This is a genomic window from Ruegeria sp. TASC047, assembly GCF_059612445.1.
In genome coordinates, this window is sequence record NZ_JBXWQP010000027.1 from 105,780 (window position 1) to 127,354 (window position 21,575).

The 21,575-nt window shown below is 54.8% G+C and carries 17 protein-coding genes and 1 pseudogene; 12 read left to right on the top strand and 6 right to left on the bottom strand.

The genetic code is table 11. From position 1 onward, the window contains the following. Positions 1 to 4: 4 nt before the first annotated feature. On the bottom strand, positions 5 to 1,531 hold the full coding sequence (locus tag AC2FLO_RS06630; protein ID WP_496753773.1) for a malonate--CoA ligase: 1,527 nt from the start codon (positions 1,529 to 1,531) through the stop codon (positions 5 to 7). A gap of 280 nt (positions 1,532 to 1,811) precedes the next feature. Between AC2FLO_RS06630 and AC2FLO_RS06635 the strand changes: the two genes are divergently transcribed. Genes AC2FLO_RS06635 through AC2FLO_RS06645 form a run of 3 tightly spaced genes read left to right on the top strand, consistent with a single transcriptional unit; the run spans position 1,812 to position 5,561 of the window. Then, entirely contained in the window at positions 1,812 to 3,338 is a 1,527-nt protein-coding gene (locus tag AC2FLO_RS06635; protein WP_496753771.1) for a DUF4153 domain-containing protein, read from the top strand. Positions 3,339 to 3,351: 13 nt separating this feature from the next. Beyond that, the gene (locus AC2FLO_RS06640; RefSeq protein WP_480586575.1) at positions 3,352 to 4,044 is read left to right on the top strand and encodes a response regulator; all 693 of its coding nucleotides are present in this window, start codon (positions 3,352 to 3,354) and stop codon (positions 4,042 to 4,044) included. After that, positions 4,029 to 5,561 (top strand): sensor histidine kinase, encoded by a 1,533-nt coding sequence (locus tag AC2FLO_RS06645; RefSeq protein ID WP_496753769.1) that lies wholly within the window; start codon positions 4,029 to 4,031, stop codon positions 5,559 to 5,561. Before AC2FLO_RS06640 ends, AC2FLO_RS06645 begins: the two co-directional genes overlap by 16 nt. Before the next feature lie 372 nt (positions 5,562 to 5,933). Here AC2FLO_RS06645 and AC2FLO_RS06650 read toward each other — a convergent pair whose 3' ends face one another. Further along, entirely contained in the window at positions 5,934 to 7,883 is a 1,950-nt protein-coding gene (locus tag AC2FLO_RS06650) for a DUF3604 domain-containing protein (RefSeq protein WP_496753767.1), read from the bottom strand. A gap of 194 nt (positions 7,884 to 8,077) precedes the next feature. On the opposite strand from AC2FLO_RS06650, the gene AC2FLO_RS06655 reads away from it, so the two are divergent. Together AC2FLO_RS06655 and AC2FLO_RS06660 are read left to right on the top strand one after the other, a co-directional pair. After that, entirely contained in the window at positions 8,078 to 9,019 is a 942-nt protein-coding gene (locus AC2FLO_RS06655; RefSeq protein ID WP_496753765.1) for a peptidyl-prolyl cis-trans isomerase, read from the top strand. Further along, entirely contained in the window at positions 9,016 to 10,014 is a 999-nt protein-coding gene (locus tag AC2FLO_RS06660) for a HupE/UreJ family protein (RefSeq protein WP_496753763.1), read from the top strand. Before AC2FLO_RS06655 ends, AC2FLO_RS06660 begins: the two co-directional genes overlap by 4 nt. Before the next feature lie 292 nt (positions 10,015 to 10,306). Here the strand turns inward: AC2FLO_RS06660 and AC2FLO_RS06665 are convergent, their stop codons facing one another. Then, positions 10,307 to 11,167, bottom strand: a complete 861-nt coding sequence (locus AC2FLO_RS06665) for a DMT family transporter (protein ID WP_496753761.1) — start codon at positions 11,165 to 11,167, stop codon at positions 10,307 to 10,309. A 146-nt stretch (positions 11,168 to 11,313) separates the two neighbouring features. Here AC2FLO_RS06665 and AC2FLO_RS06670 point away from each other — a divergent pair. Together AC2FLO_RS06670 and AC2FLO_RS06675 are read left to right on the top strand one after the other, a co-directional pair. Continuing rightward, positions 11,314 to 11,478, top strand: a pseudogene (locus AC2FLO_RS06670) (GntR family transcriptional regulator); the annotation flags it as partial. Between the two features lie 141 nt (positions 11,479 to 11,619). Further along, on the top strand, positions 11,620 to 12,672 hold the full coding sequence (locus AC2FLO_RS06675; RefSeq protein ID WP_496811654.1) for an aminotransferase-like domain-containing protein: 1,053 nt from the start codon (positions 11,620 to 11,622) through the stop codon (positions 12,670 to 12,672). 83 nt (positions 12,673 to 12,755) lie between these two features. Here AC2FLO_RS06675 and AC2FLO_RS06680 read toward each other — a convergent pair whose 3' ends face one another. After that, positions 12,756 to 13,157, bottom strand: a complete 402-nt coding sequence (locus AC2FLO_RS06680) for a VOC family protein (protein WP_480559554.1) — start codon at positions 13,155 to 13,157, stop codon at positions 12,756 to 12,758. Positions 13,158 to 13,263: 106 nt separating this feature from the next. Next, positions 13,264 to 13,740: a cupin domain-containing protein gene (locus tag AC2FLO_RS06685; protein WP_480586591.1), complete on the bottom strand. Its 477-nt coding sequence runs from the start codon at positions 13,738 to 13,740 to the stop codon at positions 13,264 to 13,266. A 90-nt stretch (positions 13,741 to 13,830) separates the two neighbouring features. Between AC2FLO_RS06685 and AC2FLO_RS06690 the strand changes: the two genes are divergently transcribed. After that, entirely contained in the window at positions 13,831 to 14,406 is a 576-nt protein-coding gene (locus AC2FLO_RS06690; protein WP_496753755.1) for a hypothetical protein, read from the top strand. 427 nt (positions 14,407 to 14,833) lie between these two features. On the opposite strand, the gene AC2FLO_RS06695 is transcribed toward AC2FLO_RS06690, so the two are convergent. Next, entirely contained in the window at positions 14,834 to 17,482 is a 2,649-nt protein-coding gene (locus AC2FLO_RS06695; RefSeq protein WP_496753753.1) for an AsmA family protein, read from the bottom strand. 422 nt (positions 17,483 to 17,904) lie between these two features. Here AC2FLO_RS06695 and AC2FLO_RS06700 point away from each other — a divergent pair, with 422 nt between their 5' ends. The 4 genes from AC2FLO_RS06700 (at position 17,905) to AC2FLO_RS06715 (ending at position 21,496) form a co-directional block, all read left to right on the top strand. Beyond that, complete coding sequence (locus tag AC2FLO_RS06700; protein WP_496753751.1) at positions 17,905 to 18,174, top strand: potassium channel family protein; 270 nt, start codon at positions 17,905 to 17,907, stop codon at positions 18,172 to 18,174. Positions 18,175 to 18,355: 181 nt separating this feature from the next. Next, positions 18,356 to 19,435, top strand: coding sequence for an AI-2E family transporter (locus AC2FLO_RS06705; RefSeq protein ID WP_480586600.1), 1,080 nt, complete (start codon positions 18,356 to 18,358; stop codon positions 19,433 to 19,435). Continuing rightward, positions 19,432 to 20,496: an HlyD family secretion protein gene (locus tag AC2FLO_RS06710; protein ID WP_496804389.1), complete on the top strand. Its 1,065-nt coding sequence runs from the start codon at positions 19,432 to 19,434 to the stop codon at positions 20,494 to 20,496. The genes AC2FLO_RS06705 and AC2FLO_RS06710 overlap by 4 nt, the downstream gene beginning before the upstream one ends. Next, positions 20,486 to 21,496 (top strand): DUF2955 domain-containing protein, encoded by a 1,011-nt coding sequence (locus tag AC2FLO_RS06715; RefSeq protein WP_480586605.1) that lies wholly within the window; start codon positions 20,486 to 20,488, stop codon positions 21,494 to 21,496. Before AC2FLO_RS06710 ends, AC2FLO_RS06715 begins: the two co-directional genes overlap by 11 nt. Positions 21,497 to 21,575: the final 79 nt, after the last annotated feature.

The following is a 21,575-nucleotide window of genomic DNA, read 5'->3' on the forward strand; positions in this document are numbered from 1 at the left end:
GCCATTATGTGCCTTGTGACCCGGCTTTGAACATGTCCCTGAACTGGTCACGCAAGATGTTCTTTTGGACTTTTCCCATTGTATTGCGGGGCAATTCATCCAGTTGAATAAGCGTGCGGGGATGTTTGAACCGCGCCAGGCTGTCGCGCACTGCACCCATGACCGCGTCGAGATCCGGAGACTGCCCGGGTTCCGCTACAATCAGGCCCAGCACGGTTTCACCGAAGTCGGGATGCGGCACGCCGATCACTGCGCTCTCCAGAACACCGGGGTGACTGTCCAGAACCAGCTCAATTTCCTTGGGGTAGATATTGTAGCCACCCGAGATGATCAGGTCCTTGTTGCGCCCGACGATATGGACATACCCATCTTCGTCGACCCGTCCCAGATCACCGGTGATGAAAAACCCGTTCTCGCGCAGCTCGGCAGCCGTCTTTTCCGGCATCTGCCAATATCCCTTGAACACGTTTGGGCCACGCACTTCGATCTCACCGATTTCACCCTGCGGCAAAGGGTTGCCGTCTACATCGCATATCTTCAGTTCGACCCCTGGCAAGGGAAACCCGACCGTGCCCGCGCGACGTTCGCCGTCATAGGGGTTTGAGGTGTTCATATTGGTTTCAGTCATGCCATAGCGTTCTAGGATACGATGCCCGGTACGCTCCTGGAATTGTGCATGGGTATCCGCCAGCAATGGGGCCGAACCCGAAACGAACAGGCGCATGTGTTCGGTAAGCTCGCTGGTAAAACGCGCGTCTGCCAGCAGGCGCGTATAGAAGGTCGGAACGCCCATCATCGACGTGGCTCCGGGCATCCTGTTAATGATCTGATCCGGGTCGAATTTTGGCAGCCAGATCATGCTTCCGCCGACAGCCAAAATGATATTGGTGGCCACAAACAGCCCATGCGTGTGAAAGATCGGCAGCGCGTGCAACAGAACGTCTTCCGACGTGAACCGCCACTCTTCGACCAGTGTCCGCGCATTGGACAACAGGTTGTTCTGGGTCAGCATCGCGCCCTTTGAACGTCCGGTGGTGCCCGACGTGTAAAGAAACGCCGCCAGATCCTCACCGTCCCGATCCACGGTCGCAAAGCTGTCTGGCATTGCAACCGCCAGATCCATCAGCGAGCCCGAGCCATCCGCATTCAGCGTTTCCACCCTGCCCCCAAAACGCGCGGCAATCGGGGTCAGTTGGTCTTTGCTTCGGCCGTCGCAGACAACAAGTGACGCGCCGCTGTTTTCGATGAAATACGTCAGTTCGTCCACGGTATAGGCGGTGTTCAGCGGCAGGAAAACTAGGCCTGCCTGCGCGCATGCCGCGTATAGCGCCAGCGCCTCAGGCGATTTATCGACCTGAGCCGCAACCCGGTCCCCGGGTTTTAGGCCCAGTTGCGTGGCCACATGGGCGATCCGGGCGGCTGTGCTCAGAAAGTTTCGATAGGTGATGGTCGTCCCGTCTGTCAGGTGCAGGAAAACCGTATCTTTGTCGGCGTGAATGCCAAACAGATCATCATAGAGAGGGTTAGCCATTTTTGATCCTCCGTTTCCCCAGCCATAACGGCGAACCGCTTCTCAGGGGAAGGTTCAACTGTGTCACACTGCGCTTTTGCTTGCAGTTCAATGTCTGGACACGTCGCATTTATTGCGCGGCGCGAGTTGCAGCTCGGAAATCGTGGTTGGTAATGCCTTTCACCGCCTCTGCACATTTTCTGCACGAAAGCCCCATGAGGGCTGCGGATACGTCGCGCCAAAGATGCAATCGCCGCAGGCAATCTGCCGGGAAAGGAAACCTGCAAGCAGGAGACAGGACATGAGGCAGGAACTGACAATTCGCGGCGTGCCGGACAGCATCGTGCTGGACGCGTGGTGGCTGGGAAAGATGGACGAGGCCCCGCGGTGGGGAGGCAACAGACGACAGCAAAGTGGTTCTCTGATGTCCACGCTGAAAATGCGCCATGCGATCCCACTTCTTGCATCGCTGGTAGCGCTTGCTGATTGGTTGTTTTGGGAACAACCGCTAGGCATTTCTGTCTCAGTCTTCGCGCTGGTCTTGTCCGTCGCGATCATGGCGATGAAACCCCGGCGGGCGACTGCAACGGAGTGGCTCATAGCCGCCGCATTCGCGTTATTGACCAACCTGCCGGTAGTCATCGATTTGCAGCTTCTATCTTTATTGTTCAGCCTTGCTGGTTTGGTCAGTCTGGCCACCTGGGCGCTATTCGGTCAAGCAGCAAACGAACGTCTGCTGCTGCGCTCCGCCCTGCGCCTGCCTTCCATCGGCGCAACGCTTTTACTGCGCGACACATGTCGCACCGCTGTGGCCGCCGATCTTGGGTCCGACAGCCGCCGCCACGCAGCCTCGCTGGCCTTGCCGCTGCTATTGGGTGCGGTCTTCCTTGCCTTGCTGGCCGCCGCCAATCCGGTGCTGGAAGACCTTCTGGCAGAGCTGGACCCAAGTCTTCTGTTCGAAGGGTACTTTTGGCTGCGACTTCTGTTCTGGGGTGTTATGGCCTCGCTGCTGTGGCCGTTCCTAAACCTCAGCGATCCATGGCTGGGCGGCATTGCTCGCCCAGCCACCATGCCGAAGACAGGCCCAAGCCGGGCTGCATTTCTGATCAATCCAATCTCGGTGCGCAATTCGCTGTTGCTGTTCAACCTGATGTTCCTTGTACAAACCGTGATGGACCTCGGCATCCTGACCGGCGGTGTATCCCTGCCTCAAGGGATGAGCTATGCCGCTTATGCCCATCAGGGCGCTTATCCGCTGGTGGCGACGGCCCTGATGGCGGGCGTATTCACTCTGGTCACTCACAGCATGATCGGCGCGGACCGGACGTTGCGCATTCTGATCTACATGTGGTTGGCGCAAAACGTGTTCCTGGTGCTGACAGCTGCCATCCGGCTGCATCATTACGTCGACGCCTATGCGCTTACCTATTTGCGGGTGGCCGCCTTCATATGGATGGCGCTGGTTCTCACCGGTTTGCTGCTGATCGTGGTGCAAATCCATCGCGGCTTTGGTACAACCTGGCTTCTGCGGCGTTGTTTTGCAGCGCTTCTGGTGGTCTTGTATATCTGCAACTTTGTGAATTTCGCATCAGTCATTGCCAGCCATAATCTGAGCCACGGCAGCGCTCTGATGCAACAGGACACTGGTTACATATGCAGCCTTGGTGCTGATGCTTACCCCGCTATCCGTGATCATGAAACCAGAACCGGACAGCAGGTCTGTGACGTATGGATGCGATATGATCTGAAAAAGGATGCAATCACCAACTGGCGCGAATGGGGCTTTCGGAGATGGCGGATCCAAGCCTATTATCGGCAGCAGAGTTGAAGGACCCCATTTGATGCCTGCACGCATTCTTGTTGTCGACGATGATCCGGATATCCTTGAGGTGACAAGGTTCGCGATTGAAAAGGCAGGTTATGCGCCACTTCTGGCCAGCGACGGCCTGACCGCGCTTGATACAAACCGCCAGGAAAACCCCGACTTGATCGTGCTGGATATCGGGCTGCCCGAAAAGGATGGTCTGGAAGTATGCAGGGACATCCGCAAATCCTCGGACGTGCCGATCCTGTTCCTGACCGCCCGTGATGACGAGGTCGACCGTATCGTCGGGCTGGAACTGGGCGCCGATGATTATCTTACCAAACCCTTTTCCCCGCGTGAATTGGTGGCCCGGATCAAGGCCATCCTGAAACGCAGCGCTCCGACACCTGCGCAGCCCGACCCGGTGTTGTCGCAAGGCAGCCTGCACCTGGATGCAGAGCGGCACCTGTGCAGGTTCGCGTCAACGCCTGTGACGCTGACCGGATCGGAATTTCGGCTGCTGGCAACTTTGATGGCCCGTCCCGACCGCGTTCTGTCCAGGGCGCAGCTGATCGATGCGCTTTACGGCTACAACATCCACGTCTCGGACCGCACCATTGACAGCCATATACGCAATGTCCGTGCCAAGCTGGCCCAGGCCGGCTGTGCCGAAGGGATCGTGACCATTCACGGTGTCGGCCTCAGGATGGGTGCATGCACGCCCGGCTGAACCGCAAATGGCGCCCCAGATTGTGGACCATCGTTCTGCTGGTGCTGGGCATTGTCCTATGCCTGCCCTTTACCGGGCTGATCCTGTTCCGTTTTTACGACAGCCAACTGGTGCAACAGACCGAAGAAAGCCTGCTGACACAGGCTGCGGTTATGTCAGCGGCGTATGCCGAGCTTTATGCAGATGCAGCCGGGATCAAGCCGCCCCGCCCGAGTGCAATCTCAACCGAGCACGCGGTGTTCCCTTCACTGTCGGTCAATCGCGAAACGGTTCTGCCGCCGCGCCCGGACGCGCGACCCGCAACCGTCCAACCCGGTTCGGTTCATCAGGCCATTGCCATCCCGCTAAGCCGCATCGCCAACGCCGCCCAGGCGCAAACCCTTGCGGGTTACCGGATGCTGGATGTCGATGGGAACGTGTTTGCCGGTACTGCGGAAATTGACCAGAAGCTGGACCATGTTGACGAGGTTCGCGAGGCCCTTTCAGGGAAAACCGTCGCGGTCGCGCGCACCCGAGTACGCGAGGATGCAACGCCTGCGCTTTATACCCTCAGCCGCGGTGCCCGCGTGCGCGTTTTCGTGGCGATGCCAGTGTTCGTGGATCAGACTTTGATCGGCGCGGTTTACCTGAGCCGCACCCCGAACCATATTTTCCGCTTTCTGTACGGCGAACGTTTCAACCTTGCCAAAGCCGCGGCATTTGTCGCTTTATCCACGGCGCTTATCGGGTACGTGTTCTGGCGGTTCATCACCCGGCCGATCCACCTGTTGATCCAGCGCAGCCACGTGGCGGGCCACGGTGGTCAGGCATGGGAACCACCAGACCAACTTGGCACGCGGGAAATCGCGGATCTGAGCCAGAGCTTTCAATCGCTGACGGAACGCTTGCAGGACAAGCAGGATGGATTGAAAACGTACACCGCCCATGTCACCCACGAGCTGAAGTCACCCCTCACCGCCTTGAAAGGCGCGGCAGAGCTGCTGCGCGACGATGATTTGCCACCAGCGCAGAAACACCGCCTGCTGGACACTGTAGACAAAGGTGGAAAGCGGATAGAGGATCTGCTGGCCAACATGCGCGCCTTCAGCCTTGCCGATCAGAGCGCCATTAACGGTACATGCTGTCTGAACGACATCACTGATCAGCTCGTCCAGACTTTCCCGGCGCTTGCGATCAAGGCTGAGAACAATCACCTGCCCTTACCCGTCGCGGCGCCCACCCTGCACATCATGCTGACACATATGCTTGAGAACGCTCAGCAACACGGCGCACAGAATGCCGTGCTGACAGCCTATCAGGACGACGGTGTCATCTGTCTAAAAATCGCAGATAATGGCGCCGGTATCAGTGAAGGGAACAAGGACAAGGTTTTGCAGCCCTTCTTTACGACAAAAAGAGAGGCCGGTGGCACAGGTATGGGCCTGAATATTGTCAAAGCGACCATGGAAGCAATTGGTGGACAACTCAGTGTTGTGCCAAGCAACCAAGGCGCTTGTTTTCTTCTGACGTTTAATTAATCGGGCGCGCAAGCCGCCTGAAAAAGGGGCAACATTCGCTGTTCAAAAGCTCGGAGGTTCTGTCTATCGAACCGCAGTCGCAGACTTTGCGCTTAGCCGCCATTCGCTCTGACACCGCTGCGCGTTTTGGCACATCAATGTCCGAGTGGCGTCAACTTTGCTAAGGATTAGTTCGGGTTGATCACCAAAAGTGAGACAGGTCCGACGCTTTCCAAATGGCTCTTTCCGAACGCCGCCGCCAGCATATTGTTCAGGTTGTGTCGTGTCTTTATACCGAGACCTGTTTTCGCACGAGAGGCGGTGCCACCCTCAACCGCACCATCGAACAGTCGATCGCGTTATTTTCGACCCAAACTTGGCAATCAGTCAGCCTTACGGCGTGTACCAGATTGGAGACGTGTACGCACGCTCCTGCTGCGAAGTAGGAGCGCCTTCAGGGATGTCGATACCGTAGCGGTATGCGTCGTAGACGTACCAGGGTGGTGTCGGAATCTCGAGCACACGCGCGTAATAGAAAGCCGGGCGCGCCGGGTCGAATTCAGGATCAGTCCAGATTGTCGCAAGTTCCGCAGCACCAATGGTGTTGGTCCAGGTTGCGGAAGCAACATCCACAGTGTCACCAACGGGCGGAACCTTTCCGTCGCTGCCAGTTTCGCGTTCGTCTGACCAGGCGACGTCAAAGACTTTCTCATCGGTCGTCCCGTCCTCATTGAGCCAACCTTTCACGATTTGCACACGGTCGAGATTAGCGCCAATTGGATCACGAAGGGCTGCCACCATGAACCTTGGTGCCTGTGCACCTTCGGAGGGGGACATAAGGTCGGCGCCCATCGGTACGCCTTTTGCATATCCAACCGTCGCCGGAATGCGGGAATTCAGGTCTGCCTCGTCAAAATCCCACCCGCCAAAAAACCGCACGGCGATACGCGGTCCCGTTGTCGCATAGACTTCCTTGCGAGCCATGGCGTCGAAGATACTCTCGCGTGTATTCTCTTCCGCCCAAACGGCCGTGAGGCCCGAAGCGAGCATCTGCCAGGCAAAGAGTTCGCCATGCTCGGACTTCATAAACGGATGTTGCATCCGTTCCGCTGACGGCTCGTAACCGGTGTGTTTGCCAAAGAAGTTTTCTTCCTCAGCCGTGACCAGCCCTGTATGGCTGTCGGTGGCACCGCTTACGCCGAACTTATAGGGATTTGTCCCAAACTTTGCTTCCAGCGCCAGACCGCTTTTCAACCCTTCACGCGCATACTCCTGCGCCAGCATGTCATCAGTTTTAGGCGCGGACAGATCAAGGTTCCCGACATCCCAGTTGTAATAATCGGCAAACTCGTCGTTGGGGCTCAGAAACGGATGCGCTTCGCCGTCGCCCTTGATCTGGGTGATTTCGTAGAGAGGCTCCCACCTTGCACGGGACTCAACGTATTCTTGTGTGACTTCGGACCCGTCAAAACGAGTTTCGACGGGAAACATGACGCCGTTTGACAGGTTGCCATTGTGCGCCAGCGCCAGCACTGCGCCATTGGTCTTTTCTTCATAGGCCTCGAGATAAGCGTACAAGTCCATCGGATCCGGGCTGCCCCATGGTGGCGTCATCACCATCGGCACGACCTGTCCCACACGCGCTGGCCCGTCGCGGAAAATGACGTTGCGGTGCATGTTGTTCCCCGCAACGAGGGAGGTCCACTCAAACCCCAGCATGGGAGTGAAAATGCCAGGATCGTAGAACCGCTCGGCAGTCCGCAGGTTGTCCGACCAGATCGTCGCGAAACGACGCGCGCCGGGCATGTAACTGTTGAACAGATCAACCTCTACCTCTCCCTGCGAGACCGTTGTGATCAGGTCAAGCGCGGTTTCCACGGCCTTTTGACCTCCGGATCGAAATCCTTCGGACCAGCGCCGTCCTTGCTCGTAGCGCGTTACCGCAGGGTTTGCGGCAAGCGCGTCGAGGATCATCCCCATCCCGTCCGAGTGATCCGTGATCGCCAGCCAATCCAATGGTCGCGAGAGTCGTACCGGCTGCCCGGACGAGGCTATGACTTCTTCCCCACGCGCAAACCGATATGCATCCTCGTGGGTCAGCCGTGCGCCGAAGCCACCAGCGTCCATCGATTGTCCGGTATGAAGATGTGTATCACCCCAGAGCGGCCGCTCCGGGAACGAGCGCCCAGCATAGGGAGAATAGGCCGGCGCGGGGTAGGACTCTGCAAGCTGCTCCGCCGAAGGCGTCCATTCCTGTGCGCCTGAAGGTATGGCCATTGTGAGCACAACAGTCGAGGTCAGAGCCGCGGATGCCAGAAAAATTTGGTGTTGAAACTGTTTCATATTCCCCCCCTACGATTCAATGTTACTAGTATAATCCGAAATTGCAGGGTTCGTCATGATTTGTGTCAACGCGCTGAACGTTCTCCGCAACAAAGCCATCGCGCGAAGCCAGGTCACCTGGTGCCAGTTGCGCACTCCGATCGTCTTCAATGCGTCTGTATCGCGGCAGGCATTTCAGGCCCGGTTGGCGGGTGATGAAACACCTGGCGATCTCCCATGCATGCTTCCAGGGCTCGGAAGCGCTTGTAATCATAGTTCCGTTCGCAGAATTTATGTCGGTAATAATAACTGATACTCAAGAGCCGAACGCGTTGAAAAAAATTATCTCATCTCCGCTCGTCCATTTCTTTTTTCTCGGTGCGCTTGTTTTTGCCGGCTACGCGGCTGTCAAGGACGAGCCGGTTGTTTCCTCGCCCAATATCATCAGCTTGGACAAGAACGAGGCAGACCGTCTGGTTCAAAACTTCGTCGCCACCTGGAACCGCCCGCCCACGGTGGAGCAACTGGAGAACCTGATGCAGTCCTGGGCACTGGAAGAAGCCTATGTCCGCGAAGCACTGAGCCTCGGCCTTGATCGGGGGGATGCGGTGATACGTCAGCGACTGAACCAGAAGATGCTTTTCCTGGCGGAAACCGGTGCTGTGGTGCTGGAGCCGGATGAGGCGGTGCTCCGGTCGTTTCGCGACGAAAACCCGGACCGGTTTATGAAACCTGACCGAATTGCCTTTGAACAGATCATTCTGCCCCAAGACCGGAACCCTGCGGCTATAATCGCGTTACTGGAAGATGGTGCCGACCCATCAAATCTGGGTCCGGCTAGTCTTCTACCGCCAACTTTTCCAATGACAGCAGCACCAGTGATTGACCGGACTTTCGGAGAAGGGTTTTACCTGGCGCTACAAGACCTGCCAATCGGACGATGGCAAGGACCGGTTAAGAGTGGCTACGGTTTGCACATCGTTCGGGTCAACGACCGGGCGGAGGCTTTCCTTCCACCGTTGTCGGAAATCCGCGACCGCGTCGAGGCCGAGTGGCGTGCAACGCAGACGGAAGAGATGCGTGAAAGCTTCGGTCAGGCACTGCTGACGCGCTATCAGGTAAGCCTACCTGATGCAGAGCAGGTGCTCGGTCAATGATCTGGCTGCGCGTTTTGCTAGTCTCTTTGCTTGCCGCATTCCTGCCAGGCAGCGTGACGGCGCACGCGCTTGATCCGGGCTATTTAGATCTCGCTTCCTTGGGGCAGGAGCGCTGGCGCGTCACGTGGCGTGTACCCGACGTAAACGGCCAACCGATGCCCATCAAGGCGCTCCTTCCAGAGAACTGTTCCCATAAACCGCCTCCGCCACCCTTCTTTGATGGGCGGGCCTGGACGACAGCCTGGGTGACCGCTTGCCCGCGCGGGTTGGAGGGCGGTGTCGTCCAGATCCTTGGGCTCGACCAGACCAGAACAGAGACGCTCGTGCGTTATGAACTAGAGCCCGGGCAGACTCAGGTGCATCGTCTCACCTCTAACGACATCTCTTTCACCGTGCCCAAGGCGCCTGGTATTGCCGGAGTCCTCTCAAGTTACATCGCGCTCGGGGTGACGCACATCCTGGAAGGTTCGGATCATTTGCTGTTTGTCTTCGCACTTCTGCTGCTGATCCGCGATCGCGGTCGGCTGTTCTGGGCGATCACTGCTTTCACACTGGCACACAGCATTACTTTGGCTGCAGCAACACTCGGTTGGCTGAATGTCCCCCCACCTCCGGTCGAGGCGGTCATCGCTCTCTCAATCGTGTTCCTCGCCTACGAGCTATCTTTATCACCTGAAGCCCGCGACCCTATCACCGTGCGATTCCCCTGGGTGGTCTCCTTCGCGTTCGGCCTGATCCACGGTCTCGGTTTTGCAGGCGCATTGCGAGAGATCGGCTTGCCCAAAGGGGATATCCCATTGGCGCTTTTTGCCTTCAACATCGGTGTGGAGCTTGGTCAGATTCTCTTTATCGTTGTGATCCTGGCGGCCGGCGTCGCGGCCCGGCATGTCTATCCCGCGATCAGGGATCGGGCCGGTCAGTTCGAACGCGTGACAAGCTACGGCATTGGTAGTTTGGCGGCGTTCTGGGTGATCGACAGGATATTGGGGTTCTGAACGGTATCAAAGCCGTGCACCCCGAGCGATTATGTGAAAGGTCACTTAAACGGCTATCTCAGAACAAATCGACTCAAACAGCGCAATGCGACTGGAGGTTAGACCAGTTTCGAGGCGCTGAATGACCGCTCTTGAGCGGTCGTCGCAACGCCGCAGCCGGTTTTCTAGCAGCGATAGACAACTGCAGTATGGCGTATAGCGACGCCGGTGGCGCAGGAGTTATCCACCCCATCCACAATGCGGGCTGCGACCGCGGCTTCCGACTTGGGCAGTGGATGGCAGGAGTGGGCCATCACGCGAAACGCTTTGCCCCCGCAACGCAAATCACCACAAAGATCGTGACACTGATCATGGATGGCGCAACGGGCTCGGTGAGCAAAAGAGCCGCAAGAGTCAAGCCGAAGAACGGCTGAAGAAGCTGAAGCTGTCCAACGCCTGCTGTGCCGCCAAGTGCAAGGCCACGATACCAGAATATGAAACCGATTAGCATCGAAAAGATCGAGACGTAGCCTAGACTGAGCCAGACCGGCAAGGTCAGCTCGTTTAACGTGGGTGGCCATGTCAGAATCGCGAAAGCAGCCATAATAGGTAAGGATAGAACCAGCGCCCAGGAAATCACCTGCCATCCGCCCAATCGGCGCGACAACTGCGCTCCCTCAGCATAGCCCAACCCGCATGCCACGATCGCCGCTACCATAAAGAAACCGCCAATGAGCGAACCGCCAGCGCCTTGGGAGAGCGCGAAACCAACGACGGCGGAGCTGCCAAGGATTGAGAATACCCAGAACAACGCGGTCGGACGCTCACCACCACGCAGCACGCCAAAAGCAGCGGTGCTCAAGGGCAATAAGCCGATAAAGACGATCGAATGCGCAGCTGTGATGTGTTGCAGTGCCAGTGCCGTCAAAAGCGGAAAGCCGATCACCACACCGAAGGCAACTACAACAAGAGAAATCAGATCCGTGCGCAAGGGTCGCTTCTCTCTGAAAAGGGCCAACAAGAAAATTGCAAGAACCGCCGCCAGAACCGCACGGGCTGATGTCAGGAAGAGCGGGTCCAGGCTACTTACAGCCACCCGCGTGGCGGGTAGTGATCCGCTGAAGATCAACACACCGAGTAGTCCGCTGCCCCAGCCAGAAAACGAGGAGTTCATAAAGAAAGATCCCTTTTGGGACCTTGTAGCTGGAGTGGTGGGAAAAATGCAGATACAAAGCGATACAATTCACGCAAACTGTACTGTTAATCAGTCCCATACAAAGGCAATCTTATATGGCCGTTGCAACCCGTAGAGCTTTTGTGATGGAACATATAACGCGTCGCATCCGATCGCGGGCACTGGGTGCGGGTGAAAAACTTCCCTCGGTCAGGGGCCTCGCGACGCGCTTGGGCGTGTCACCTTCGACAGTAGTCGAGGCCTATGATGTCTTGGCTGCAAAAGGAGTTATTTTTGCTCGACGCGGCTCAGGTTTCTATGTGTCAGACCGCGTACAGCCGTTCGAGGTTTCACAGACCGGGCCGCTGCTTGAGCGCGAGATTGATCCGCTCTGGGTTGCGCGACAATCGATTGACGCCGGCGAGGGCATGGCAAAGCCTGGATGTGGCTGGATGCCTGCCGATTGGATGCCTGTCGAGTCGCTCCGGCGAGCGATGCGCCGTGTGGCACGTGGCGACGACAATATGCTTACAGATTACAGCTGTGCACAGGGCCATTCTGGTCTGCGCCAGCATGTGGCACGAATGCTGTGCGACCAGAACATAGAGGTAGATCCCGATACTGTTTTGCTCACCAATTCCGGATCGCTGGCGCTGGACTTGATTTGTAGATTGCTTCTCAAGCCCGGTGATACCGTGTTGGTAGATGATCCTTGTTATTTCAACTTTCAGGCCCTTCTAAGAGCGCACCAGATTTCCATTGTCAGTGTGCCCTACACGCCTAACGGCCCCGACCTTGCCGCATTTGAAAACGTGCTTTTGAGAGAGCGCCCTCGGCTCTACCTGACCAACTCGGCATTGCACAACCCAACGGGCGCGACACTCACTGCAGCGACTGCACACCGTGTGCTGTCTTTGGCCGAAACCTATGATTTGCAGATCGTGGAAGATGCTATTTTCTCTGAGTTCGAACCTGATCTTTCGCCAAGGCTGGCTTCACTGGATGGGCTGAATAGGGTTCTCACGATTGGAAGCTTCTCCAAAACCCTTTCTGCATCGTTGCGATGTGGATACATAGCAGCGCGCCCTGACTGGATTGCGTCTCTGACTGAGCTTCAGGTTGCGATCAGCTTCGGAGGCCCCAGCCCAATGGTGACAGAATTGCTACATTCAGCGCTCACTGATGGCAGCTATCGCAAACACATGGAGGCGCTTAGGGACAAATTGGATCGCGTCCGCGCGCGTTCAATCGAAGAATTAAATACGCTGGACATAAGGCCTTTCGTGAAGCCCAGAGGTGGATTTTATCTATGGTGCGAACTGCCCAACGGGCAGGACGCTGCTGCGATGGCGCGAAAAGCTCTCAAGAAAGGTGTTGTTCTGGCACCCGGTAATGTCTTTAGCCCAACTCAATCAAAGAACTCGTTTCTACGTTTTAACGTAAGCCAGATGGCCGGAAAGACACTATCGCAAGTACTTCGTGATCTGATGAGTGACGCTCAATAAGAACGTCTGCTTCAAGGAACGGTCAAAGACTTTGCCCCTCTAGGTAAATGTCCGGTTAGGGTCGCAAGGAGTTCGGCCATGGGTTAATCGGTATTGGCAGCAATGACTTCTATTACATTACCGTCCGGATCCTGAGCAAAGAACGACCGACCATTCCAGGGCAGACTGTCGGGCCATGAGCGTTCGCGAATGATCATTTTCAGGTCTGCGAAACGGGACCGCTCCAGATCGTATTGGGCGTCGGGAACCTCAAAGGCGATGTGGTCGAGCGTTGAAAGCGACGCATCGATGGAGTGTCCTCTCCCGAATAGAGCGAGAAGTTGCGGGTGCCCGACTTTGCCCAGCGGCGAATTCAGTGCGCCGACTTCCAGAAAAACCACACCGGCTTCGCGGTGATGGAATTTGAAGCCCAGAAAATTTTGATAGAACGCAATTGCCCGGTCCAAGTATTCAACACGAATGGCGATTTCTGCGATGCGAAACATGGTAGTGGTCCTCTCTTGCGGGCGCACACGCAATGCCATTGTGACATTCAAAAAAAACGAAGCATTGACCATAAGCAGCCGCTGATAGCCGTCGATTCATCGCTCTTTAGGCGCGGTGATCTGCAACCTCCGGCGCGAGTATCGTCATGCCCAACGAAGATGCTTTTGCAACCAGGGCCGGGATATCTGGAGGACCGCTCGGCGGCAAAGGCCGCGTTGCGCCCTCGGGCAATTCGGATCCGACGGACGTAAAGAACCGCTCGTGCATCACGCCGGGGGCGTTCACTATCAGTAGTTTCGCTTCCTCTGAGACACCGGAAAAGGCGTGTATCGCTCCATCAGGGACTGTTAGAAACATGCCTTTCTTCGCAACGATGTCTTCTCCATCGACGTGAAAAGCAACTTCACCATCCAGTACGTAGAATGCTTCCATTTCGCCGGCGTGCATATTTGGTGGGGCACCTGCGCCCTTTGGAACAATGCACTCCATGACGCAGTACTTGCCGTCGGTTTCGTCAGGATACGCCAGAAATTTAACGACATTTCCCAAGACATCGTAGGTGCGGTGACGTTGGACGTTCATTGGCTTCTCCTTGTTGATTCTAGTTCGCATTTACGTGATTATGATACATATGTCTCATTTTGAGGCAAGTGTCTTATTTTGGAGTGCTTGATGGCACCAAGTCTCAGCAAACGATCCAGAACCCGTGAAACGATTCTTGAGGGCGCGCGAAATCTGATGTTGCGTGGCGAAACCGTAACTGTTGCGGCCGCAGCGGCAGAGAAAGGAATTTCGCGCGCGACTGCGTACCGGTATTTTTCGGACCCGCAGATTTTGGCCAACGAAGCAGGACTTGCCGTGGCTGTGCGTCCTTACGAAGAGGTGGTCGCAGGACATGAGGGCGCGCGGAAAAAAACGATTGCGGTCGCTCTGTATATTTTCGACCTCTCAGTCGAAAATGAAGCGGCCTTCCGTCAGTTCCTTGCGCGTAGCTTGGATGCCTGGCTCGTGCATGGTCCCGGCGACAGGCGCGGCGCGCGGCGGGTCGAAATGTTCAGAAACGCCCTTTGCTCGGCAAATCTTTCACCCACTGAGAAGGCCCGTTTGGTGAACGGGCTGACAGCAGCATCAGGTTCAGAGGCTATGATAGCTTTGTATGATATCGCCAAAGCCGACCCAAAAGCGGCGCGCGCTGCAATCCGCGATGTCGCCGAGGCGCTCCTGGACAAGTTCGGGGTCACCGAATGAAGTGCGCCGCTTCCGACCGCCAAACGTGATCGAGCTAAAGACTGCGCGTCAGGCGAGACATCAGCGCCAAACCAAATTGACCATCTTCCGCAAAAGCTACGCGGTGTTCAACAGAAGTACTGAGCGCACAGTCAAGGTCTGCAAGACTGGCAGCGATAGCAGCATCAGACCAGGGCGCTGAGTGTCTGTTGGGGGCCGTCTGTGAATTCAAGCTCTTAAATCGTATGACTGCAATGGTGACGGGGCTTTTGGCCCCACCGCTTTCGTTTCGTGGACCAGCGGGATTTGGACAGGCCAAACACCCCTGGCCGTCAGGGTGAAGGCGCTGCCTTCCCCCTCGGGCAAACCCAAAGCAAAAATCGCTTCCAGAAAGCTATGCCATTTTTTTTGAACTTTAAAAGTGTTCTTTTATCGACTGCCTCCGCCACTACTGCAGTTGTAAAATGTCCGGAACGCAAAGTTTTCTTTTTGCTGGCATTTTGTCCGCTCCATCCGATCGTTTCAGTCGTTTCGGGCCGTCTTTGACCTTGATCTTCGGCTTTGCTAGTGGGCCCTTCAAGGTCACGGGCCAGGGGCTCTTCGAAAGAGGTTCGCCAATCTTTCGGGGCTGCAGATTTAGGTCCAAAACCTTGCCCGCCACATTAACACCGCCAAAGACGACGACCTGGACATGATCTGTCTCCAATGTGGTTTGTTTCGTCGAAATACTTCCATTTGAAATACTAATCGGCGCACGCAAACACACGATTGGAGCAACCTTTTGTTTCTCTTTGGTAAACACCCAAGGCAGCACCCCTAGCCCTGCCAGATCCAAAAGCTGGGTCTCGATTGAGCCATCACGCATTGAAACTGTGGCATTGCCGTTCATGCTTTTTGCAAAATGCTTAGGTGAATCGGTTCCGCCGGTCACCGAAAAATCTGCATATATCGTACCGCTTGCGCCCTTTTTGAAGTTCAGATTGTGCAGAATGTCATCCAGCTGCCAGCCGCCAGCGTTACCTGTCAACGTAAGCAGATGCGCGTTGTTCGAAAGATCCATCTGCCCGCTGACGTCGAAGTGAGCACCTCCGTATTCAAACTTCAAAGGTCCGGCCTTGAGCTCATTTTCGTTGAGCGTCACTTCACTCTGCAAACTGCTGATACCTTTGGCTCCTTCAATATGCCGAAGATCAATATCAACATCCATATCCATACCGGACAAGAGAATTGAGCGCCCGATAGGTTTAAGTGTCACATCTCTTAGAGGACCAGTGTCGCCGGATTCTTGATTGATGTCTTTCTCGTCGGGCTCCGATCCACCTATCTGCCGCAACTGCGCGGCCGCCTGAACGATGGGTCGGATCTGATTTATCTTTATCAGATCACTCTCAATCGAACCCTGCAGCACCGGGTCGCTTGTTGCATCATCAAGATCGGCCATAATCTGCAAGATAGAGTCGCCAACCTCAACACTGGCACTCGCGTTCCAATCGGTGCCTTCGCTAACGAGGTTGATTTCAAGGCGAGCCTGCCCGGTTTCCACACGTTCAAGCGATAGTGCCTCTAAAAGGTCCGCTCCCGATGGAACTGCGACATCAATTGCCAAATCCAGGTCCTCGAATTTAAGTACATTCTTAACAGTGCCATGCACCTCAAGGTTCCACACGTCCGTATCGCTTGTCTTTCCATCCAAATTCGTCAGCGAAAGCTGATTGATGTCGCCGTTCAAATGGAAGTCACCGGAAAACCTACCAAGCTGGTCGTCTGGTCCCAACAATTCTGGCGAGATTAAACTGCTTGCCGGAATATCCATTAGGCCTTCAGCTGATACTCCTTGCAACTGAAGCGCGTCATCGACCGAACCGTTCAAAATGATAAACGGATTGGCGGGGTTCCCAATTCTCAGGTTGATGCTTCCGACCCTCAACGCGCCTTCTGGCGTTCTGGAAAGCTCGGAGAACTTAATCGGGGGTGGGCCTTCGCCAGACGTGTCCAACGTGAAACCGTTGGTCTTAATGACCATTTGTCGCTGCGGAACCTGCCCAGGCACGCTGTCGATAACCATGTCGACTGCGATAAGTTTAAGATCATATCGCGATACGGCAGGGGCTGGTTCAGCATCTTCAGGGTACAACCGAATGCGGGTTGTCAACGATACGTCTTCCGGGTTCCCCAATTCTCCGATCTGCCCCGTCAGCGAAAGGCTTTGTCCGCCTTCCAATTCAGCCAATACAGATAGGTCATCAATCCGTGCTACGCCGTCGACTGATTTGAACGTTGCACCAATATTCCCCGTACCTTCCAAAACCCGGTTAAGCTTCAGGATATCGAGAAGCTGGCCAAGTTCTGCAATCTCTACGGTCGTAGTCACTTGCAGACCGTTCTCTTGGGGGGTTTCCTCGGCGACAATAGAAATCTGTTCAAAGTTCACCGCCATCCGAAACGGGTCTTCAATGGGGAATGTCGCATTCAGATCAAACCTCTCTCCGTTCAGCGAACCGGCCCCGACTGCGGTCGCAACATCGGTTTCCATATCACGCTTTAAGAGCAGCTCAGGAAGCTTCAGATCCAGCTCAAACCCGTTCTGATCACTTTGATAAAGAACGGTGATATCGTTAAGGTCGATTTCGTGGTCCGTTAGAATTCCGCCCATAGGCAAATTTTTAGGTTCAGCGGGTTTCCCGGCTTCAACTTCCGCATGGGAAATGGACTGCCAGTTTCCGACGCCGTCTTTGTCTGCGATTAGGTTCAGATGAACACCCGAGAGCGAAAGACTACTAAGCGACAGTTTACTGTTCCAAAGGTCGCGCGCGGAAATTTCAAACTCAATTTCGTCGATTGCTGCCAGGTTCACATCAACATTCCGGGAACCCGGTAGTACCAGCCCTGCCGCTGATACCTGCAATTGCCGACCAAGACCCAGACGCACTTCATCTTCTATTCTAACCTCCTGACCAAGTTTCTTAGAGATCAAATTTTCGACGAAATTGGCCCTGACAGTGGAAAACAACGCAGAAGACAGGAAAAGCCAAGCTGCTAACACAGCGACAAACGCGACAGCGCAACAAACCATTATACCTTTTGAAACGTATCGCACGTTTTTCTCCTAGAAATTCCGATTCACCCATTGGGCAGCCTAGACCAATTAATCATTAAGTTAATGGAATATGCGGTCGGTAACTGTCCTCAACCCTGAATTACCTTGACCGTACGGCTGATACTTTCGTCAATTTGCTCGAACCTTTAAGTAGCGGGCAAATGACAAACGCTCGCTTCGCGCGGCACACCCAGTTTCTAAACGGCTGGCTTGAAGTGAGTTCAAATGCCAGAAACGGACAGTTGTATGAGTTTTGACTATGGCGGTTGGACGCATTCTCCTGACTACAGGCAGTCAGATTTCTTCTATTTCCCACATTCATATAATTACTGCTATGTGTGAATTCATCAAACGATGAGGACATGATGAATTCACTAACAAGAATAACACGTGGGATAGGCGTCGCTTTCAAGGACGGTAGAGTGAAAGGCATTCTTGCCTTCACAGTTGGAATGATTTTATGGGCCTCGGTCTTTTACCACTTTGTCGAAGGTTGGAGTTGGCTCGACTCAATTTACTTTTCTGTAGTGACAATTTCGACCGTGGGGTTCGGTGACTTCTCGCCTGAAACCGCGGTAGGGAAGATCTTTACGATGGTGTACATCATTGTGGGACTCGGTGTCTTCGTGACCGCGGCGACCACAGTTGCAGATAGTATCTTGTCTCAAGGCGACGAAAAAACGGACAAGTAGATTTTCCCTATTTAGGCCAAGATGAGTTCATGCACAGGCACTAGCTTGATTGGGTATCTCAAGCCGTGACCCAAATTCATTTGTGTCTTCAAGTTGATAGGAGACCGCCAGAGGTTCAAAAAGATATATATATTGCGGTTTTTTAATGTATTGTTCGAAAAACTGATAATGGAGGGATGGAATGGAAAAGACCCAGGACGCGAAGATTGTCGACCTCGCGATACGATTGCTTTTTCTCGGATTATTCCTTTACAGCGCCTTGGTCATGGTGGCCCCGCTTGCAAGTGTGGTTATCTGGGCAACGATACTCTGCGTGGCGCTTTACCCGGCTTTTGATTGGCTTCAGTCCAAGCTGGGAGGGCGGAAAAAACTTGCCACGACGATCTTGGTTTTGCTGGGCCTTGTTCTGACTCTCGGGCCAGTCGCAACTGCGGTGTCTGGTGCTGCTGAACTAGGGTCCGAATTTGCGAATCAGGCCGATAAAGGTGAGCTGAAAATTCCACCAGCGCCCGAGCGGATCAAGGAATTACCGCTGATCGGAAGCAAGATTGCCGACGTGTGGGGATTGTTTGAACGGAACCTGGATGGTGCGCTTGAAAAATACGGCGCGCAAATCCTGGAGATCACAAAATCACTTTTCGGCAAAGTACTAGGGATCGGTATTGGGCTTCTGGGCCTTGCGCTTTCAGTTTTGATAATGGGTGCGTTGTTCAGCCCCGGGCCGAGTCTGGTCCAAGGCCTCCAGCGCTTTGCCAACCGAGTCTTCGCACCGCGAGGCGGCGAGTTTGTAACACTGGCCGGTGCAACGATCCGCAATGTGACAAAAGGGGTGATCGGGGTGGCTGCCATTCAGGCGGTCGTCGTTTGGCTGTTATTGGTGCTGTTCGGGATTAACTCGGCCGCCACGCTCGCTTTTGTCTGCCTGATCCTTTCAATTATACAAATCGGGCCAGGTTTGGTTCTTTTACCCGTAATTATCTACGCTTGGAGTACCATGTCCGGCGGAACAGCGCTGATCTTCACCATACTGGCCGTTCCCGTCACAATAATGGACAGCTTCCTACGACCTGTGTTCATCTCGAAGGGCCTCGAGACGCCCATGCTTGTGATCCTCATCGGGGTTCTTGGTGGCATGATGGCCTATGGCTTGATCGGTATTTTCATGGGCCCAGTTTTGTTTGCTGTCTTCTATGAGTTGTTTAAGGTTTGGATCGACGTTTCACCAGAAGCCGATGAAGCCGTTGAAGGAGCGGCAAAATGAGGAGGACGATCTGGTCAACACTGGCTGTCATTCTAATCTTTCTCGTCTGGTATCTGGTCGCGGACCGGAAGACGCCGTTCACCGGAAACGCAAGAGTAAAGGCCGTGGCGACCCAGATCGTTCCGCAAGTCACTGGGACGGTGACCGAGGTTCTCGTTGAAAATGGTCAGGTCGTCTCGGCAGGGGATGTTCTGGTTCGGATTGATGCCAGACCTTACGAAATTGATCGTGACAAAGCCGAAGCCGATCTTGAGGCTGCCACTCAGGAAGTGGGAGCCTCGTCAGCGGAAGTAAGCGCTGCGCAAGCTAAACTGGCAAGGGCACAGAGTGATCTCGACACCATGCGTCTGCAGACTGAGCGCGTATTTGCGCTCGAAAAGAAAGGGTTGATTGCCGTCTCAAAGGCCGATGATGCTCGAGGGCAACTGGCACAGTCCGAGGCGAACTTTGAGAACGCAAAAGCGGATCTAGAAAAGGCAAAGCAGCGCCTTGGTGACGACGGCATAGATAATCCGAAAATCCAGCGCGCGTTGGCGGCCCTGGCGGATGCGGAACTGAACCTTGAATGGACTGAACTGCGTGCTCCGGCGACAGGTGTAATCTCAAATCTGCTGATAGCTCCCGGAACGTATGCGAGATCCGGCCAGGATCTTCTGACATTTCTGGATGCAACCGACGTCTGGATCGAAGCGTACTTTACCGAAAATAACCTGGGAAGAGCCTCGGTAGGGTCTCCGGTAGATGTAGTGTTGGATATGCATCCGGGTCAGATTGTTCCGGGCGTCATTGAAAGCTTTAGTGCTGCTGTGTCTTTGAGTGGCGGTGATGAACCCGGAAAATTGGCTAGCCCGCCAAGCACCAAGGGATTTTTGCGTGAGCCGGAAAGGTTCCCGGTCAGGATTATTTTACCCGGCTATGAAGCTGGCAGTTCCGAAGATGATCTTCGTTTCCAACTGAACGGGCAGGCCGATGTGATTATGTATCTTAGTGACAACTCGTTGCTGAACCTCGTCGGCCGTGCCTACATCCGCGTGGTATCAATTCTGTCCTATGCGTACTGAAGACCGGCGCTCTGTCACTCGGCTTGCGCTGGGTGTTACCAGTGTATTTGCATTGGGCCTGTTTCTCGGGTGGCCACTCGCCATCATTGGAGCGGTTTTCACTGCCCTTTTTCTTCAAGCGCCTGCCGCATTGCCTTTGGCAGCATTTGCTAAGCTGTTTGTCTTTTCAATTGGATTGATGTTCATCTCCTTCCTGGTCTCCTCAATCTTCTCACCATATCCTCTTGTGTTCCTCATCCTCGTGGCCATTGGAATAATCCTATCTTTTATATGGTCAGTTTCTGGTGCCGGAGTATTGCCGGGTGTCATCGCCCTCATGGGGGCCTTGATGATTCCAAACCTGGTTCTGCAATCTCAGGATTTGGCTTTGGTGCTCGTGTATTGGATACCGTTGAACCTGCTTTTTGCAGGCTTCGTATCGACGCTGATGTTCGTGTTGATACCCGCTGAACCTCAAACGGCAGCTCAAAAGAAAGCTGCAACGTCGCCGGATTTCGACCCACATCGCCGCATAGTCAGGATGTCGCTTGTCACAGTACCATTTGCTATGGCTTTCTTTGTTTCCGGCGCATCTGCATTGCTGGTTCTATTTTTTGTCGCGCTGCTGAGCCAGCAACTCGCGGCGATGCCTGCCGCGGGCAAAACCGTAGCAAAAGCAATGCTGACGGCAAACCTTCTCGGAGCGGCAGTCTCCATCATTTGCTACGAGATAAACGTAGTAGCCCCGGTTATTCTCACTTCTATTCTGTTGTGTTTTTTCTTTTGCCTGACCCTCGGAGCACTTGGAAAATCACAAGCCCCGCTCGCCGCCGCTGCAGGTTCAGCTATTACAACGGCTCTGATCGTATATGGCGGGTCGGTTGCACCGTTTTCAGACGAGGCTGACGTCAAGAGCATTACACGAGTTTTGCAAGTTGCCAGCGCCGCTTTTTTTGTAATCATCGCATATGTCGTGGTGGATGAATTCTGGCCGGAAAAAGAGCGCCAGGCGACTCAATGAAGTTAGGTGTTTGATCCCATGGTTTGATGGTGCGATCCTTTCTCAGGAATGGAAGGAAGCATTATGGGACAAGTTCGTC